The following is a 17,866-nucleotide window of genomic DNA, read 5'->3' on the forward strand; positions in this document are numbered from 1 at the left end:
TCTTTATAACACCTGATTCAACTCCGAAACCATCATCTGTTTGCCCTCAATCGCAAACGCCAAAGCTTCATTCTCAACATAGATACGCACATGCCCACCGTTGGCTAAGCGACCAAATAACAAATCCTCGGCAAGTGGTTTCTTGATTTTTTCCTGTATCAATCTGGCCATGGGTCTGGCTCCCATTTTTTCATCGTAGCCACGTTCCGCCAGCCAGGCTCGCGCGGTAGGCTCGAGCGTCAGGGTGACGTTCTTATCCGCCAGAACAGCTTCTAGCTCGAAAATGAACTTATCGACCACACTGCCAACCACAGTCATATCCAGCGACTTGAATTGTACAATTGCGTCCAACCGATTTCGAAACTCCGGCGAGAAACCGCGCTCGATCACCTTCATGCTGTCGGAAGCGTGATCCTGCTGAGTAAATCCGATAGAAGCCCGACTACCTTCCTCCGCACCTGCATTCGTGGTCATAATCATTATGATGTTACGAAAATCTGCCTTACGCCCGTTATTATCGGTCAACGTACCGTGATCCATCACTTGCAGCAACAAATTAAAGACATCCGGGTGCGCCTTTTCTAACTCGTCCAGCAACAACACAGCATGGGGATGCTTGGTAACGGCTTCGGTCAACAAACCACCCTGATCATATCCAACATAACCGGGAGGCGCGCCAATCAGCCTCGATACGGTATGCCGCTCCATGTATTCAGACATATCGAAACGAATCAACTCTATACCCAATACCTTGGCCAACTGTCGAGTTACCTCGGTTTTACCAACACCAGTGGGCCCGGCGAACAGGAAGGAGCCAATGGTTTTACTGGTATCGCGTAATCCAGCACGGGACAATTTAATCGCGGTTGCCAACTCGCAAATCGCTTCGTCTTGGCCAAAGACCAACATCTTCAAGTTTTTCTCTAGATTGGCTAGTTTTTCTATGTCGCTGGACGACACCGACTGGGCCGGTACTCTAGCGATTTTAGAAACGATTTCCTCAATTTCCGGGATGTCTATCGTATCCTTGCGCCCCTCGCCAGTGAACAACCGCTGCCTGGCACCCGCTTCGTCAATCACATCGATCGCCTTGTCTGGCAGGTGTCGATCTGTAATATACCTCGCCGACAGTTCAACGGCGACTCGCAATGCTTCCTGGGTGTATTTCAGGCCATGATGTTCCTCGAAGCGCGACTTCAAGCCTTTCAAAATCAGCACCGTATCTTCAATAGAAGGTTCAACGACATCGATTTTTTGAAAACGTCGGGCTAGCGCGTGGTCCTTCTCGAAGATACCTCGGTATTCCTGATAGGTAGTCGACCCGATGCAGCGCAACTGACCGGAGGCCAGCACCGGCTTGATCAGATTTGATGCATCCATCACGCCACCGGAGGCCGATCCGGCCCCAATAATCGTATGTATTTCGTCGATGAACAAAATCGAATCGGGTTCCTTTTTTAACTGATTGATCAGGGATTTTAGGCGCTTTTCGAAATCCCCCCGGTATTTGGTACCGGCGACCAAAGCACCCATGTCTAATGAATAAATAACGCTGTTCAGTAGAATATCGGGAACGCTTTCCTCTACGATACGTTTCGCGAGCCCTTCGGCAATCGCCGTTTTCCCAACACCGGCCTCGCCAACCAGTAGCGGGTTGTTCTTCCGGCGACGGCATAGCACCTGTATTGTGCGCTCGACTTCCAACTCCCTACCGATCAGCGGATCAATATTGCCTTTTAGCGCCTCATCATTGAGATTGGTTGCATATTTTTCTAACGGACTTCCCATGGCTTCAGAACTGCCACGCTCGGCTTCCGGCTCCTCAGTATTTTCCTTTTTATACTGCTCGATCTTCGAAACGCCGTGAGCCAAATAATTGACGACATCCAAACGGGTAATGTCCTGCTTATTCAGAAGATACACCGCATGCGAGTCCTGCTCACTAAACAACGCGACAAATAAATTCGCGCCTGTGACTTCTTTTTTATCGGACGCCTGAACGTGGAAAACCGCCCGTTGAAGCACCCGTTGAAATCCCAAAGTTGGCTGTGTTTCTCGCTGAACGCCTTCCGGTATCAACGAAATCGTTTCGTCGATAAAGCGAGTCAACTCAGCCCGCAGGGCATTCACATTACAGCCACAGGCAATCAGTATCGGTATCGTTGTCACGTTGTCCAGCAAAGCCAACAGCAAATGCTCGACTGTGATGAATTCGTGCCGCTTGGCATGCGCCACGGTAAACGCGGAGTTCAAAGTTACTTCAAGTTCTTTACTTAACATGACTACCTCTTACGCCTCTTCCATTGTGCACATCAGCGGATGATGATGCTCTCGGGAATATTCGTTGACAATATGTACTTTAGTCTCGGCTACGTCTTTAGTGTAGGTTCCGCAAACCCCGACACCTTGGGTATGAACTTGTAACATGACCTGCGTCGCCTTCTCTTCGGTCATGTTGAAAAAATGGGTCAATATTTCAACGACGAAATCCATCGGCGTAAAATCATCGTTCAACAAAATCACCTTGTATAGGGGCGGCCGCTTCAACCGCGGCTTGGCTTCCTGTAGCGCCGTGTTAGCGTCGTTATCTCTAAAGGGTTCAAATTCGGACATAAGCTCTGGTGCTACAAGTATTACGTATGTTTCTAAAAATAGCGTCTTCAAAAGCAAATTTCAATCTTTGCGCAGTTAAAAAACATTTCGAGTAAAATGCCGGCCTTTTATCGTCAAATGTCAACAGGATGGTCTGGAAACCACACGTTACCGTTGCCGCGGTTATCGAGCGAGACGAGCGTTTTCTTCTGGTGGAAGAGACAACAACACGCGGGCTTGCGTTCAATCAACCAGCCGGACATCTGGAAAACGGCGAAGACCTGATCGACGCCGTCAAACGAGAAGTCAAGGAAGAGACTGCCTGGTGCTTCGAGCCTGAAGCCGTCATCGCCGTGCAACTCTGGCGGCGAGCCCCCGAAACACCGAGCTTCGTGCGCTTCTGCTTCAGCGGTAGCGTTAACAATCACGACATGGACCAAACGCTGGACGACGGCATTATCGCGACTCACTGGCTCAGCCGCAACGACATTTACGCTCGACAACAGCAACTGCGCAGCCCGCTGGTACTGCAAACCGTGGACGAATACCTTAAAGGCACCCGGCACCCGTTGACCCTGTTGCAATCATTTCTCGATTTCCCATGAACAAACACATCATCGTCGGCATGTCCGGCGGCGTCGATTCTTCCGTTACCGCTTTAGCGCTGCAAGAACAAGGCCACAAAGTCACGGGCTTGTTCATGAAAAATTGGGAGGAAGACGACGGCACCGAATATTGCACCGCAATGGAAGATCTGGCCGACGCACAGCAGGTTTGCGACACACTAGGCATAGAACTTAAGACTGTAAACTTCGCCGCCGAATACTGGGACCAAGTCTTCGAAGTGTTTTTGTCGGAGTTTAAAGCCGGTCGCACACCCAATCCCGACATTCTTTGTAATAAACACGTCAAATTCAAAGCGTTTTTGGATTACGCAATCGAAGACCTGGGTGCCGAATATATTGCCACCGGCCATTACGCCCGCGTTCGCGAACAAGACGGCGAATTCCAATTATTAAAAGGCCTGGATCCCAACAAGGAACAAAGCTATTTCCTGTACGCAATGGGCCAGAAAGCTTTGTCACAAACCCTGTTCCCGATCGGCCACCTGCACAAACCAGAAATCCGGGCGATGGCCGATAAAGCAGGCTTCGCCAACAGCCGTAAGAAAGACAGCACCGGTATCTGCTTCATCGGCGAACGTAAATTCAGGGAATTCCTGGAACGCTATTTGCCCCACCAGCCCGGCGAAATGCGCACTCCGGAAGGTAAATATATAGGCAAGCATCACGGCTTGATGTATTACACGCTGGGCCAGCGACAAGGCTTAGGCATAGGCGGGGTCAAGGACGCGCCGGACGAGCCGTGGTTCGTGTTGGAAAAAGACCTGATCAACAATGTGCTGATCGTCGGCCAGGGCCACGATCACCCTTTGATGCTGCACAGCATATTGGAAGCCGGCCAACTCGACTGGTGCGGCATCAAACCCTTGACCGAAACCCTGCGTTGCGCCGCCAAGACCCGTTACCGTCAGCCCGACCAAGATTGTGTCGTCGAACCGATAGATGGCGGCCGCCGCGTCAAAGTCCGCTTCGACGAACAACAACGGGCGATTACGCCAGGGCAATCGGTGGTGTTTTATCAGGGCGAGGTTTGTTTGGGCGGCGGGATTATTGAATCGAAGTACAATGAATCGAATTGAATGGCAGCCTAAAGTGGTCAAGCAACTACGAAAAATAACCGATAAAGTATTGCGCGAGCATATCTACGATTCCACTCAAGTTTTGAAAGACTTCCCCGATTGCTCCCAAGTAAAAAAGCTGACCAAACACGCCTACAGCTATCGCTTGCGTATCGGCGGCTATCGGGTATTCTTTGAATTTGACGGCATCGTCAAGGTTGTTTCGATTGAAGAGGTGAAAAAACGTGATGAGCGCACTTACTAACGTACAAATTATCAACGGCATCGACGGCAACCCGGCTTTTGTGGTGATTCCCTATGCCGACTATCTGAAAGAACACGCGGCCAACAATGCCACTATTCCTAATGAAGTCGTTGGCGCCGTTATTAAACAAGACATTACCCCCATTAAAGCTTGGCGGGAATATTTGCATTTATCGACAGCCGAGCTAGCCACGGACTTAGGTATCTCAGAAGCCGAATATATTGATATTGAAAACCAAGATAAACCTCGCAGAAATATATTAAAAAAAGTCGCAACAGCATTAAGGATTACCGTTGCACAATTGACTGTTTAACAGGCTGTTGAAATTTAAAAATCTGCTCTAATTTTGTCCCCAAAAACGCATTTCCCGCAAAATAAAATTTTGTAAGTCCTTGATTGTTCATTGCAGCCAAATGCCTTTTAGCGACAAATAGAAGAATTTCGGAAGATTTTTTCCACCGAGTTTCTTTTTTCAACAACCTGCTAATGCATGGTTTGGAAGGCATTTCGAAGTGGCGTTTTGATGAAGTAATTTCAAATACGTAAAATTAATTTTTAAGCTTTATTTTTAGGATATACCAGCAATGACCCATTCCGCCCTCACCGCCATCTCCCCCATCGACGGCCGCTATGCCAGCAAAGTCGACGCCTTGCGCCCCATTTTCAGCGAATACGGCTTGATCCGTTACCGGATCGAAGTGGAAGTGCGCTGGCTGCAAGCTTTGGCCGCCGAAGCCAAAATCGTCGAAGTCCCAGCCCTTTCGGCCGATGCCATTGCCGTATTGAACGGCATCGTCAGCAATTTCTCCGAAGCCGACGCCCAAGCGGTCAAAGACATAGAAAAAACCACCAACCATGACGTCAAGGCGGTCGAGTATTTCCTGAAAGAAAAGATCAAACACAACACCGAACTGCACGCCGTCAACGAATTCATCCACTTCGCCTGCACCTCGGAAGACATCAACAACCTGTCTTACGCCTTGATGCTCAAAGAAGGTCGCGGCCTGATCCTGGCCGAGATTGATGCGACCATAGACGCGATCAAAAAACTGGCGCTGGACAGCGCCGATCAACCGATGCTGTCGCGCACTCACGGCCAATCGGCGACACCCACCACGGTCGGCAAGGAATTCGCCAACGTCGTCGCCCGCATGCAGCGCCAACGCGAACAACTCGCCAAGGTCGAACTTCTGGGCAAGATCAACGGCGCGGTCGGCAATTACAACGCACATAGCGTCGCTTACCCGAATGTCGATTGGGCAGCGTTTGCACAAAATTTCGTCGAGTCGCTGGGTTTGACCTTCAACCCTTACACGATACAGATTGAACCGCACGATTACATGGCCGAGTTCTTCCATGCCCTGTCGCGCTTCAACACCATCTTGCTGGATTTCGACCGCGACGTCTGGGGCTATATTTCGCTGGGCTACTTCAAGCAGAAAACCGTGGCCGGCGAAGTCGGTTCCTCGACGATGCCGCACAAGGTCAACCCTATCGACTTCGAAAACTCCGAAGGCAACTTGGGTCTGGCTAATGCGATCTTCGGTTTCCTGGCCGACAAATTGCCGGTATCGCGCTGGCAGCGCGACCTGACCGACTCGACCGTGTTACGCAATATCGGCGTCGGCATCGCCCACACCAGTATCGCGATACAATCCACCTTGAAAGGCATTTCCAAGCTGGAAATCAATCCAGCATTGATTGATCAAGATCTGGATCAAAACTGGGAAGTGCTGGCTGAGCCGATCCAAACCGTAATGCGCCGCTACGGCATCGAAAAGCCTTACGAAAAACTGAAAGAACTGACCCGCGGCAACCGCGTCACCGGCGAAGGCATGCGCGCTTTCGTGGAGAAACTGGAGATTCCAGCCGCTGCCAAGGCCGAATTACTGGCGCTGACGCCGCACAGCTATACCGGCTACGCAGCTGATTTAGCCAAGAAAATCGGCTAATCATTAGGACAGGTTGTTGCTGAACTTCATCTGGATATTCTTCTTCCTGAGCGCCTTCGCCACCGCCGCCTTCAAACTGCTGGTGCTGGGCGACACCCAGGTGTTTTCCGAGTTGATGAATGCGATGTTCAGCCTGGCTAAGACTGCGTTCGAGATTTCGCTGGGGCTGAGCGGCGTGTTGGCCTTGTGGCTGGGCCTCATGAAAATCGGCGAGCATAGCGGTTTCATCGACTTGCTGACCAAAGCGCTGAATCCGCTGTTCAACCGGCTGATGCCGGAGATACCGAAGGATCATCCGGCACTCGGCGCGATGGCAATGAACATCGCCGCCAACATGCTGGGCTTGGACAACGCCGCGACGCCGATGGGCATCAAGGCCATGCAGGAAATGCAGAGTTTGAATCCGCATCCCTACAAAGCCAGCGACGCGCAGATATTGTTTTTGGTGATCAACACCTCGTCGGTGACGCTGTTTCCGGTGACGATCTTCGCCTACCGGGCCCAACTCGGCGCCGCCAATCCGACCGACGTGTTCATCCCGATATTGATCGCTACCTATATGTCGACATTTACCGGCTTACTGGCCGTGGCCGCCGTGCAAAAGATCAATCTGCTGGACAAGGTGGTACTGGCCTACTTGGGCGGCATTACCGCCTTGGTCGCCGGCATACTGGCTTATTTCGCAGGATTGGATCAGGCCGAAATGCTGAAACAGTCGGCGCTGGTCAGCCATGTAATTTTGTTCAGCTTAGTGATTTCCTTCATCGCCGCAGCAGCTTACAAGGGGTTGAATGCTTACGAGTTGTTCGTTGAAGGCGCCAAGCACGGTTTTCAAACCGCGATCAGCATAATCCCCTATCTTGTGGCGATGCTGGTAGCCTTTGGGGTGTTCCGGGCCAGTGGCGCGTTGGAATTAATCACCGATAGTGCCCGACTGTTAATCAATGTTGCCGGCATTGACAATCGCTTCATCGACGGCCTGCCGACCGCCTTGATGAAGCCATTCAGCGGCAGCGGCGCGCGAGCGATGATGATAGATACGATGCAAACGCATGGTGCAGATTCCTTTGCCGGACGCTTGGCATCGGTGGTGCAAGGCAGCACCGAGACCACGTTTTATGTGTTGGCGGTGTATTTCGGTGCGGTCAACATCAAGCAGATACGCCATGCCGCCGCCTGCGGCATCGTCGCCGACCTCGGCGGGATGATTGCCGCGATTTTGGTAACGTATTGGTTTTTTGGTTAGGTCGACGCTCGATGCCATTTATTTGATTTTGTTGGATTACGTTTCACTAACCCAACCTACATTTTTTGATATTTCATGCAGATACATTTAAAAACCCTCGGTTGTCGCCTCAACGAAGCGGAACTGGAAACCTGGGCTCAAGCCTTTCAGGCCAAGGGCCACGCTATCACCCGCACTCTGAGCGACGCGCAACTGGTAATCATAAATTCCTGCGCGGTGACCCAAGACGCCGTGAAAAAATCCAAGCAAATGATACGCCGCATTCACCGCGACAATCCACAAGCCAAACTGGTGGTTAGCGGCTGTTATGCGACGCTGAATGAGGAAGAAGCCGCGCAATTGATGGGCGTGGACTTAATCGTAGGCAACCAGGACAAAAACCAGCTGGTCGAAAAAACCCTGACCGAATTGAATCTGGACAGCATGCCGACGATGTCGACCGAGCCCGGCGAAGTGTCCTTGTTCAGCCGTGGCCGGCAACGCGCCTTTGTCAAAGTACAAGATGGTTGCCGTTACCGGTGTACTTTCTGCATCGTTACGGTTGCCCGTGGCGAAGAACGCAGCCGACTTATTCAAGAAGTGGTCGACGAAATCAATGCCTTACATAAACAAGGCATCAAGGAGGCCGTGCTTACCGGGGTTCACCTTGGCGGGTACGGCAGCGACATCGGCTGCAATCTGGTCGAATTGATTACAGAGATCCTGGACAAAACCCAGATTCCACGCCTGCGCATGGGCTCCCTGGAACCGTGGGAATTACCGGACGGCTTCTTCGAATTATTCAAAAATCCAAGATTAATGCCGCACCTGCACCTGCCCTTGCAAAGCGGTAGCGACAGTGTTCTGAAACGCATGGCGCGGCGCTGCAAGACTGAAGAATTTAGGCAAATTGTCGAGCTGGCCAGAACAACGATCCCTCACTTTAATATTACCACCGATATCATCGTCGGCTTCCCGGGAGAAACCGAGCAAGAATGGCAGGAAAGCTATGACTACATAGAGCGCCTCGGCTTCGGCCATATTCATATCTTTAGTTATTCTCCCCGCGAAGGCACGGCAGCAGCGAATTTCCCAGGCCCGGTCGCCCAAGACCTGAAAAAACGGCGCAGCAAGCAATTGCACGATTTGGCAATGATTCTGAAAGAGCAATTCATCATCGAAAACATCGCCTCTCTGGCGGATGTACTTTGGGAAGGTCAAACGCAAACACTAGACAACGGCGATATCCGCTATTTCGGTTACACGCCGAATTACTTACGGGTAGCTTGCGATGTCAACGCCGATACGGCGTTGGAGAATCAAATTCAAAAAGTTCGGTTATCTACAGTTGAATCCGATTTTATTCGGACTGAAATAAACTGAAAGGCTAGGGACGGCGTTGTGCCGCACCCAGCCTTTTGTAGACGCACTTCAATAAGGATTCGGAGCAAGTGGACCAAAACCATCGTCTTTTTGTTCCTCAAACTTCAGCACATCGTCTTCAGGCACATTGCCATCCTTAATCAAATAATTCCGATTCGAGAAATATGCATCTCTGAAAAACTGGTACCGATCAATCGCTGCTTCGGACGCTACTTTTTCCATTCCCAACAAATCAGCACGGGCATCTATAACCTTCAATGTCCCAGCGCCGGTGGAAACGGCGGCACCTATCCAGTTCGGATTGATATAAAAACCAACGTACGTGAAGGGGTTCATCGCCGCATCGCCCACTAACCCAATGACGCCGCGCGGGGAACTAGGGCCAAAGAACGGCAGCACAACATAGGGTCCTGTTGGAACACCCCAGACCCCAAGAGTCTGATCGAAATCTTCGTTATGTTTCTGCAAATCCAACATACTTCCAACATCGACAAATCCGGCGACGCCTACCGCGGTATTCACCAGAAACCGCGCGCTGTCCTGGCCGGTTTGCAAAAACTTACCTTGTAACGCATCGTTAGCGATCACCCCGATATCGTCAATATTACTGAAGAAATTCGTCACCCCCTGATCGACGAAACTCGGCGTAATCCACCGATATCCGTTAGCAACCGGTTTCATGACGTAGTCGTCGACGCTATCGTTAAACGATTGGACGTTTCGATTCCATCCTTCCCAGGGATCCTTGGGATCTTTGCTATTGGTAGCCGCGCATCCGTTCAGCAGGGCAAGCGCCACGGCAGCCAGCCAAACTGTTTTCCCGTTTTGCATAATATTTACCTCGTTAATTGAATATTGTTTAAATCTATCCAAAACTCACGTAACATAACACACAACAGACTTATTTCGCCATTCACGTTCGATGGAAATTACTACCAACCCGCTAGGCAATCGGTTTCGCGGCTATCTGCCGGTCATCGTTGACATAGAAACCGCCGGGTTCAACCCCAAAAAAAACCCGCTACTTGAAATTGCCGCCATCATAGTAGAACCGGATGAGCAGGGTTTGCTTCGGATTACCGAAAAACACCAGAGCAATATTATCCCTTTTAAGCATTCTGAATTAGATGAAGCGGCTCTCAAATTTACCGGCATCGACCCATATCATCCGTTTCGGATGGCGGTGGACGAAAAAGAGGCGCTCACAAAACTGTTTACGCCGATCAAAGCCGCTGTAAAACGTAACGAATGTAAGCGGGCCATTTTAGTGGGCCACAACCCATCTTTCGACGTCAATTTTCTCAATGCCGCGATTGAGCGCACGAATTTTAAGCGTAGCCCTTTTCACCCATTTAGTAGCTTCGATACCGCTACGCTTGGCGCTTTGGTTTATGGTCAGACCGTTTTAGCAAAAATAGCACAGGCGGCCGGACTAAGTTGGGATAACGAAAAAGCCCATTCCGCACTGTATGACGCCGAACAAACGGCCGAACTTTTCTGCTTGATAATTAACCGATGGAAGCGGTTAAGTGAACTTGAAGTGATTTAGAGTGATGGAGTCTGCCAATTCCTTCTCCGAAACCGGCAGATTTTAGAAAATCTCGACTACTGCACCGCACCAGCATTAGCCAACATGCTAGTCAGTTCCCCTCTCGTATAAAGGTCGGTTACAATGTCGCAACCACCGACCAGCTCGCCCTTAATGTACAGTTGTGGGTAGGTTGGCCAATTAGAATAGACTTTCAAGCCTTCACGAACCTCTGGATCTTCAAAAATGTTGATATACGTGTATTTTGCGTTGCAGGCACCCAAAATCTGAACAACCTTGCTCGAAAAGCCACACTGTGGAAACTCTGGCGAGCCTTTCATATAAAGCACGGCCGCATCGCTAGCCAATTGATTTTGAATTCGTTCGGTAACACTCATAGGAACTCCCTTGCTTATCAATTTAAGTTAGGTAATTCTATCAACCTACAGGCTTATTACATAGTATTGTTGACGCAACAAATTGTATTCGAAAATCGAATTACGCAAACGCAAAAAAAGCCCGTCTATTAGATTAATAAGCGGGCTTTTGGTATAGGCGCTTGGCGATGACCTACTTTCACATGGCAACCTGCCACACTATCATCGGCGCTAAGCGGTTTCACTTCCGAGTTCGGGATGGGATCGGGTGGTTCACGCTTGCTATGTTCACCAAGCAAACTGGTTAAGTCGGTTGTTGACCAACTGTCATGCAACAGGTCGGTTAAGCCGTTTGGCTTAGCCTTCAGGCATTATTTAATCTAACCACAGCTTGTGCGGACATTCGCGCTTACGTGGTTTTGCCTTTGACCTGCTTTTCATGGAAATCTGTATCGAGTTCGTTCTCTTGCGTTGTTTTCAGCGATTGTCTTAGACAACCCAAACGCATTGGGTGTTATATGGTCAAGCCTCACGGGCAATTAGTACACGTTAGCTACGCCCATTACTGGACTTCCACACCGTGCCTATCAACGTTGTCGTCTCCAACGGCCCTTCAGGGGACTTAAAGTCCCAGTGAGATCTCATCTTGGGAGGGGCTTCCCGCTTAGATGCTTTCAGCGGTTATCCTGTCCGAACGTGGCTACCCAGCAATGCCCTTGGCAGGACAACTGGAACACCAGAGGTTCGTCCACTTCGGTCCTCTCGTACTAGAAGCAGCTTCCCTCAAATCTCAAACGCCCACGGCAGATAGGGACCGAACTGTCTCACGACGTTCTGAACCCAGCTCGCGTACCACTTTAAATGGCGAACAGCCATACCCTTGGGACCTGCTTCAGCCCCAGGATGTGATGAGCCGACATCGAGGTGCCAAACACCGCCGTCGATATGAACTCTTGGGCGGTATCAGCCTGTTATCCCCGGCGTACCTTTTATCCGTTGAGCGATGGCCCTTCCATACAGAACCACCGGATCACTAAGACCTACTTTCGTACCTGCTCGACTTGTCCGTCTCGCAGTCAAGCACCCTTATGCCTTTGCACTCATTGCCTGATTTCCGACCAGGCTGAGGGTACCTTCGTGCTCCTCCGTTACTCTTTGGGAGGAGACCGCCCCAGTCAAACTACCCACCAGACACTGTCCCTAATCCAGATAATGGATCGAGGTTAGAACTCCAAACATACCAGGGTGGTATTTCAAGGTTGGCTCCACAAGAACTGGCGTTCCTGCTTCAAAGCCTCCCACCTATCCTACACAAGTAGGTTCAAAGTCCAGTGTCAAGCTATAGTAAAGGTGCACGGGGTCTTTCCGTCTAGCCGCGGGTACACTGCATCTTCACAGCGATTTCAATTTCACTGAGTCCCAGGTGGAGACAGTGTGGCCATCGTTACGCCATTCGTGCAGGTCGGAACTTACCCGACAAGGAATTTCGCTACCTTAGGACCGTTATAGTTACGGCCGCCGTTTACTGGGGCTTCGATCAAGAGCTTCGCTTACGCTAACCCCATCAATTAACCTTCCAGCACCGGGCAGGCGTCACACCCTATACGTCCACTTTCGTGTTTGCAGAGTGCTATGTTTTTGCTAAACAGTCGCAGCCACCGATTTTTTGCAACCGCCTTACGCTCCATCCGCGAGGGACTTCACTTATCAACGGCATACCTTCTCCCGAAGTTACGGTATCATTTTGCCTAGTTCCTTCACCTGGGTTCTCTCAAGCGCCTTAGAATTTTCATCCCACCCACCTGTGTCGGTTTAGGGTACGGCCACTTGTAACCTGAAGCTTAGAGGTTTTTCCTGGAAGCAGGGCATCTATCACTTCGCGTTTCTTTCGAGACACTCGTCATCACGCCTCAGCATATAGCATCCCGGATTTGCCTAAGATGCCTGCCTACACGCTTAAACGGCCACTTCCAACCGACCGCTGATATAGCCTTCTCCGTCACCCCATCGCAGTTACAACTGGTACAGGAATATTAACCTGTTTTCCATCGACTACGCCTTTCGGCCTCGCCTTAGGTGCCGACTAACCCTGCGTCGATTAACGTTGCGCAGGAAACCTTGGGTTTACGGCGAGGGGGTTTTTCACCCCCTTTATCGTTACTTATGTCAGCATTCGCACTTCCGATACCTCCAGCCGACTTCTCAATCGACCTTCGCAGGCGTACGGAACGCTCCTCTACCACTCACGCAAAGCGTGAATCCGTAGCTTCGGTACATAGCTTAGCCCCGGTAAATCTTCCGCGCAGACCGACTCGACCAGTGAGCTATTACGCTTTCTTTAAAGGATGGCTGCTTCTAAGCCAACCTCCTGGCTGTCTGTGCCTTTCCACATCGTTTCCCACTGAGCTATGATTTGGGGACCTTAGCTGACGGTCTGGGCTGTTTCCCTTTTCACGACGGACCTTATCACCCGCCGTGTGTCTCCCGTGCTGACACTTGCTGGTATTCGGAGTTTGCATCGGGTTGGTAAGTCGGGATGACCCCCTAGCCGAAACAGTGCTCTACCCCCAGCAGTGATACACGAGGCGCTACCTAAATAGCTTTCGAGGAGAACCAGCTATCTCCGAGCTTGATTAGCCTTTCACTCCGATCCACAACTCATCCCCTACCTTTTCAACGGGAGTGGGTTCGGTCCTCCAGTGTGTGTTACCACACCTTCAACCTGGTCATGGATAGATCGCCCGGTTTCGGGTCTACACCTTGCGACTCAACGCCCTATTAAGACTCGGTTTCCCTACGCCTCCCCTATTCGGTTAAGCTTGCCACAAAATGTAAGTCGCTGACCCATTATACAAAAGGTACGCAGTCACCCCACGAAGGGGCTCCCACTGCTTGTACGCATACGGTTTCAGGTTCTATTTCACTCCGCTCTCCGCGGTTCTTTTCGCCTTTCCCTCACGGTACTGGTTCACTATCGGTCAGTAAGGAGTATTTAGCCTTGGAGGATGGTCCCCCCATATTCAGTCAACGTTTCACGTGCGCCGACCTACTCGATTTCACTAAAAAAAGGTTTTCGTGTACGGGGCTATCACCCTGTATCGCCGGACTTTCCAGACCGTTCCACTAACCTTATCCTAGCTTAAGGGCTAGTCCCCGTTCGCTCGCCACTACTTAGGGAATCTCGGTTGATTTCTTTTCCTCCGGGTACTTAGATGTTTCAGTTCTCCGGGTTCGCTTCAGTGAGCTATGTATTCACTCAAAGATGACGAGGTTATCCTCGCCGGGTTTCCCCATTCAGACATCGCCGGATCACAGGTTGTTTGCCACCTCCCCGACGCTTTTCGCAGGCTACCACGTCTTTCATCGCCTCTTACTGCCTAGGCATCCACCGTATGCGCTTATTCACTTGACCATATAACCCGAATACGTCTGTATTAAGGTTTTTAGTCGCTGACATGTTCGCTGATGTTGCTTGAGAACGTTTTACGGAGGTTTTGGGCCGCTTTCTTTCGAAAGCCGCTGGCTACCGCCCGCAACTCGTTTTTAAGTATTGATCGTTAGCCGATCAAGACTTAGGTTACAGATTTCCATATTGTTAAAGAGCGTATTGATACGAATATCAATGCTATCGAGCCTTGGGTTATTAACCGAAAAGCTGTATAGCGTTGATGTTGATATCTTGGCTTAAGATCGACGTCACGTGATGGTGGAGCCAGGGAGGATCGAACTCCCGACCTCCTGCGTGCAAGGCAGGCGCTCTCCCAGCTGAGCTATGGCCCCGAATAGATTCAGACTTTCGCCTTTTCGTTAGTTGGTGGGTCTGGGAGGATTTGAACCTCCGACCTCACCCTTATCAGGGGTGCGCTCTAACCAACTGAGCTACAGACCCAGGTGCGTCTTTCAATCGAAATAATTTGTTGTGAGTACGTGTGACAGTGTTCTGTCTTTGTAAGGAGGTGATCCAGCCCCAGGTTCCCCTAGGGCTACCTTGTTACGACTTCACCCCAGTCATGAATCACAAAGTGGTAAGCGCCCTCCCGAAGGTTAAACTACCTACTTCTTTTGCAACCCACTCCCATGGTGTGACGGGCGGTGTGTACAAGGCCCGGGAACGTATTCACCGCGGCATTCTGATCCGCGATTACTAGCGATTCCGACTTCATGCAGTCGAGTTGCAGACTGCAATCCGGACTAGGATCGGCTTTTTGGGATTTGCTGGCTCTCGCGAGTTTGCTGCCCTCTGTACCGACCATTGTAGCACGTGTGTAGCCCTACCCATAAGGGCCATGATGACTTGACGTCGTCCCCACCTTCCTCCGGTTTATCACCGGCAGTCTCCCTAGAGTTCCCGACTTGACTCGCTGGCAACTAAGGATAAGGGTTGCGCTCGTTACGGGACTTAACCCAACATTTCACAACACGAGCTGACGACAGCCATGCAGCACCTGTCTCTCGGTTCCCGAAGGCACCAAGTCATCTCTGACAAGTTCCGAGGATGTCAAGGGTAGGTAAGGTTCTTCGCGTTGCATCGAATTAAACCACATGCTCCACCGCTTGTGCGGGCCCCCGTCAATTCATTTGAGTTTTAGCCTTGCGGCCGTACTCCCCAGGCGGTCAACTTAATACGTTAGCTCCACTACTAAGTTCTTTAAGAACCCAACAGTTAGTTGACATCGTTTACGGCGTGGACTACCAGGGTATCTAATCCTGTTTGCTACCCACGCTTTCGTACCTCAGCGTCAGTTTGAGTCCAGAGAGCCGCCTTCGCCACTGGTGTTCCTTCAGATCTCTACGCATTTCACCGCTACACCTGAAATTCCACTCTCCTCTACTCAACTCTAGTCTTCCAGTATCAAATGCAGTTCCCAGGTTAAGCCCAGGGCTTTCACATCTGACTTAAAAAACCGCCTACGCACGCTTTACGCCCAGTAATTCCGATTAACGCTTGCACCCTCCGTATTACCGCGGCTGCTGGCACGGAGTTAGCCGGTGCTTCTTGTATAGGTAATGTCAGTCTATCGGGTATTAACCGATAGGTATTCCTTCCTATTGAAAGTGCTTTACAACCCTCAGGCCTTCTTCACACACGCGGTATTGCTGGATCAGGCTTTCGCCCATTGTCCAATATTCCCCACTGCTGCCTCCCGTAGGAGTCTGGGCCGTGTCTCAGTCCCAGTGTGGCTGATCATCCTCTCAGACCAGCTACGGATCGTCGCCTTGGTAGGCCTTTACCCCACCAACTAGCTAATCCGACATAGGCTCATCTATTAGCGCCAGGCCCGAAGGTCCCCGGCTTTCATCCGTAGATCGTATGCGGTATTAGCGTGAGTTTCCCCACGTTATCCCCCACTAATAGGCAGATTCCTATGCATTACTCACCCGTCCGCCACTCATCCGGGTGCAAGCACCCTTCAGCGTTCGACTTGCATGTGTTAAGCATACCGCCAGCGTTCAATCTGAGCCATGATCAAACTCTTCAGTTTAATAATGCTTGATACTAAATAAGATTAGTATCCAATCTTGGCTCGACTACAGAACGTCGTTTCTTGCGAATTGACGTGGATTCTCTGCGCCGATAATTTCTAACAGAAACGTATCGCCACACATACCCACACAAATTATTTCGATTCATCTTGTTAAAGAGCCAGAGCATCTCGCCCTGTTGAGCCGACATATTCTACAGAACTTTCAGAAAGTGTCAACACTTTATTTTCGAAGCCAGAAACCAACAACTTCCGAAAAACCAGCCACCACAACACTACCGCAAGCCCGGCAAATCTTGCCGCTCTTCGTCGCTAACTCAGTCAGTAACGAAGAGCCGCTCATTATAGCGGTTTTCTAATTCGCGTCAAGCGTTATTTCTGCTCTGATTTAGATCAGCTCAATCAATAGGCCTTAAACTGCCCTTGATTTTCCACAAACCACTGATAAGTCGCTTTTAATCCGACTTCCAAGTTGAATTTTGGCTGCCAACCCAATGCTCTGATCTTGGAATTGTCCATCAACTTGCGAGGTGTTCCATCAGGTTTGGTTGTATCCCAAACGATCTCTCCTTCGAAACCGACAATCTTACCGACTGTTTCCGCAAGTTCACGTATCGTCACATCGACCCCGGTTCCCACATTGATATGGGACAACATGGGTTCGGTAACCGATTGGTAATGCTGCTTGTCCAGCCCCATGACATATATGCAAGCCGCCGCCATATCCTCGACATGCAAAAATTCACGCATTGCTTTGCCTGTTCCCCAAACGGTAACGCTAGCGTCACCGTTGACCTTCGCGTCATGGAATTTACGGATCATCGCTGGAATTACATGGCTATTGTCCAGATGAAAATTGTCGTTTTCTCCATATAGATTGGTCGGCATAACTGATCGAAAATCCGTGCCGTATTGTCGATTGTAAGACTCGCAAAGCTTTATCCCTGCAATTTTTGCGATAGCGTAAGGCTCATTAGTCGACTCCAATATGCCAGTCAGCAATGCGCTTTCAGCCATTGGTTGTGCGGCAAACTTCGGATAGATACACGAACTTCCTAAAAATAGGAGCTCTCGGCAGCCGGCACGCCACGCTTCGTGGATTACATTGGCTTCCATCATCAAATTTTGATAGATGAACTCCGCTGGATATTCATTGTTCGCGTGGATCCCACCCACCTTAGCCGCCGCTATAATCACCAGCTGCGGACGCTCTTGCCCCATAAATCTGCGAACCTGCTCCTGGTCGGTTAAATCCAACTCAGAGTGGGATTTGACAATAACGTTTCGATAGCCACCATTCAGCAGTTGCCGATGTATTGCCGACCCAACCATGCCGCGGTGTCCGGCCAAAAAGACTTTTTTATCCACATCGGCCACCGC

Annotated in this window: 13 protein-coding genes, 2 tRNA genes and 3 rRNA genes; 8 read left to right on the forward strand and 10 right to left on the reverse strand. The window is 50.4% G+C overall.

Translation table 11 applies throughout. The features are described 5' to 3' along the window. Positions 1–3: 3 nt before the first annotated feature. Together clpA and clpS are read right to left on the reverse strand one after the other, a co-directional pair. A complete protein-coding gene (gene clpA, locus ACQE3D_RS16755; RefSeq protein WP_313729665.1) occupies positions 4–2,280 on the reverse strand; it encodes an ATP-dependent Clp protease ATP-binding subunit ClpA in 2,277 nt (758 codons plus the stop codon). A 9-nt stretch (positions 2,281–2,289) separates the two neighbouring features. After that, positions 2,290–2,613, reverse strand: a complete 324-nt coding sequence (gene clpS / locus ACQE3D_RS16760; protein WP_064025936.1) for an ATP-dependent Clp protease adapter ClpS — start codon at positions 2,611–2,613, stop codon at positions 2,290–2,292. A gap of 128 nt (positions 2,614–2,741) precedes the next feature. On the opposite strand from clpS, the gene ACQE3D_RS16765 reads away from it, so the two are divergent. From ACQE3D_RS16765 to mtaB, 7 genes are all read left to right on the forward strand, one after another. Continuing rightward, a complete protein-coding gene (locus tag ACQE3D_RS16765; protein ID WP_064025934.1) occupies positions 2,742–3,197 on the forward strand; it encodes an NUDIX hydrolase in 456 nt (151 codons plus the stop codon). Then, positions 3,194–4,294, forward strand: coding sequence for a tRNA 2-thiouridine(34) synthase MnmA (mnmA, locus tag ACQE3D_RS16770; RefSeq protein WP_281020989.1), 1,101 nt, complete (start codon positions 3,194–3,196; stop codon positions 4,292–4,294). Before ACQE3D_RS16765 ends, mnmA begins: the two co-directional genes overlap by 4 nt. Next, positions 4,281–4,538 (forward strand): type II toxin-antitoxin system RelE family toxin, encoded by a 258-nt coding sequence (locus ACQE3D_RS16775; protein WP_064025930.1) that lies wholly within the window; start codon positions 4,281–4,283, stop codon positions 4,536–4,538. The genes mnmA and ACQE3D_RS16775 overlap by 14 nt, the downstream gene beginning before the upstream one ends. After that, the gene (locus ACQE3D_RS16780; RefSeq protein WP_064025928.1) at positions 4,522–4,851 is read left to right on the forward strand and encodes a helix-turn-helix domain-containing protein; all 330 of its coding nucleotides are present in this window, start codon (positions 4,522–4,524) and stop codon (positions 4,849–4,851) included. Before ACQE3D_RS16775 ends, ACQE3D_RS16780 begins: the two co-directional genes overlap by 17 nt. A gap of 271 nt (positions 4,852–5,122) precedes the next feature. Beyond that, a complete protein-coding gene (gene purB, locus ACQE3D_RS16785) occupies positions 5,123–6,490 on the forward strand; it encodes an adenylosuccinate lyase (protein WP_313729664.1) in 1,368 nt (455 codons plus the stop codon). 16 nt (positions 6,491–6,506) lie between these two features. Then, a complete protein-coding gene (locus ACQE3D_RS16790) occupies positions 6,507–7,736 on the forward strand; it encodes a nucleoside recognition domain-containing protein (RefSeq protein ID WP_313729663.1) in 1,230 nt (409 codons plus the stop codon). Positions 7,737–7,811: 75 nt separating this feature from the next. Next, entirely contained in the window at positions 7,812–9,098 is a 1,287-nt protein-coding gene (gene mtaB / locus ACQE3D_RS16795; protein ID WP_313729662.1) for a tRNA (N(6)-L-threonylcarbamoyladenosine(37)-C(2))-methylthiotransferase MtaB, read from the forward strand. Between the two features lie 48 nt (positions 9,099–9,146). Here the strand turns inward: mtaB and ACQE3D_RS16800 are convergent, their stop codons facing one another. Next, positions 9,147–9,929, reverse strand: a complete 783-nt coding sequence (locus ACQE3D_RS16800; RefSeq protein WP_281020994.1) for an MlaA family lipoprotein — start codon at positions 9,927–9,929, stop codon at positions 9,147–9,149. 91 nt (positions 9,930–10,020) lie between these two features. Here ACQE3D_RS16800 and rnt point away from each other — a divergent pair, with 91 nt between their 5' ends. Next, positions 10,021–10,647 carry a ribonuclease T gene (gene rnt / locus ACQE3D_RS16805; RefSeq protein WP_064025920.1) on the forward strand — a complete coding sequence of 209 codons (627 nt, stop codon included), beginning with the start codon at positions 10,021–10,023 and terminating at the stop codon, positions 10,645–10,647. Between the two features lie 56 nt (positions 10,648–10,703). Here rnt and grxD read toward each other — a convergent pair whose 3' ends face one another. From grxD to fcl, 7 genes are all read right to left on the reverse strand, one after another. Then, positions 10,704–11,024, reverse strand: a complete 321-nt coding sequence (gene grxD / locus ACQE3D_RS16810) for a Grx4 family monothiol glutaredoxin (RefSeq protein WP_064025918.1) — start codon at positions 11,022–11,024, stop codon at positions 10,704–10,706. 159 nt (positions 11,025–11,183) lie between these two features. After that, positions 11,184–11,299, reverse strand: a 5S ribosomal RNA gene (gene rrf, locus ACQE3D_RS16815). 222 nt (positions 11,300–11,521) lie between these two features. Then, a 23S ribosomal RNA gene (locus tag ACQE3D_RS16820) occupies positions 11,522–14,415 on the reverse strand. 292 nt (positions 14,416–14,707) lie between these two features. Then, positions 14,708–14,783, reverse strand: a tRNA-Ala gene (locus ACQE3D_RS16825). Positions 14,784–14,815: 32 nt separating this feature from the next. Next, positions 14,816–14,892: transfer RNA gene (locus ACQE3D_RS16830), tRNA-Ile, on the reverse strand. A 60-nt stretch (positions 14,893–14,952) separates the two neighbouring features. After that, a 16S ribosomal RNA gene (locus ACQE3D_RS16835) occupies positions 14,953–16,486 on the reverse strand. The 16S, 23S and 5S rRNA genes sit together here with 2 tRNA genes alongside, the layout of an rRNA operon. A 402-nt stretch (positions 16,487–16,888) precedes the next feature. After that, entirely contained in the window at positions 16,889–17,863 is a 975-nt protein-coding gene (fcl, locus tag ACQE3D_RS16840) for a GDP-L-fucose synthase (protein WP_313729661.1), read from the reverse strand. Positions 17,864–17,866: the final 3 nt, after the last annotated feature.

The sequence above is a fragment of the Methylomonas sp. MS20 genome (genome assembly GCF_050275925.1).
GTDB lineage: Bacteria > Pseudomonadota > Gammaproteobacteria > Methylococcales > Methylomonadaceae > Methylomonas > Methylomonas koyamae_A.

What these genes read in the sequence shown, in the direction of transcription:
- clpA (WP_313729665.1), bottom strand. Translation starts at nt 2,280, where the DNA reads ATGTTAAGTAAAGAACTTGAAGTAACTTTGAACTCCGCGTTTACCGTG.
- clpS (WP_064025936.1), bottom strand. Translation starts at nt 2,613, where the DNA reads ATGTCCGAATTTGAACCCTTTAGAGATAACGACGCTAACACGGCGCTA.
- ACQE3D_RS16765 (WP_064025934.1), top strand. Translation starts at nt 2,742, where the DNA reads ATGGTCTGGAAACCACACGTTACCGTTGCCGCGGTTATCGAGCGAGAC.
- mnmA (WP_281020989.1), top strand. Translation starts at nt 3,194, where the DNA reads ATGAACAAACACATCATCGTCGGCATGTCCGGCGGCGTCGATTCTTCC.
- ACQE3D_RS16775 (WP_064025930.1), top strand. Translation starts at nt 4,281, where the DNA reads ATGAATCGAATTGAATGGCAGCCTAAAGTGGTCAAGCAACTACGAAAA.
- ACQE3D_RS16780 (WP_064025928.1), top strand. Translation starts at nt 4,522, where the DNA reads ATGAGCGCACTTACTAACGTACAAATTATCAACGGCATCGACGGCAAC.
- purB (WP_313729664.1), top strand. Translation starts at nt 5,123, where the DNA reads ATGACCCATTCCGCCCTCACCGCCATCTCCCCCATCGACGGCCGCTAT.
- mtaB (WP_313729662.1), top strand. Translation starts at nt 7,812, where the DNA reads ATGCAGATACATTTAAAAACCCTCGGTTGTCGCCTCAACGAAGCGGAA.
- ACQE3D_RS16800 (WP_281020994.1), bottom strand. Translation starts at nt 9,929, where the DNA reads ATGCAAAACGGGAAAACAGTTTGGCTGGCTGCCGTGGCGCTTGCCCTG.
- rnt (WP_064025920.1), top strand. Translation starts at nt 10,021, where the DNA reads ATGGAAATTACTACCAACCCGCTAGGCAATCGGTTTCGCGGCTATCTG.
- grxD (WP_064025918.1), bottom strand. Translation starts at nt 11,024, where the DNA reads ATGAGTGTTACCGAACGAATTCAAAATCAATTGGCTAGCGATGCGGCC.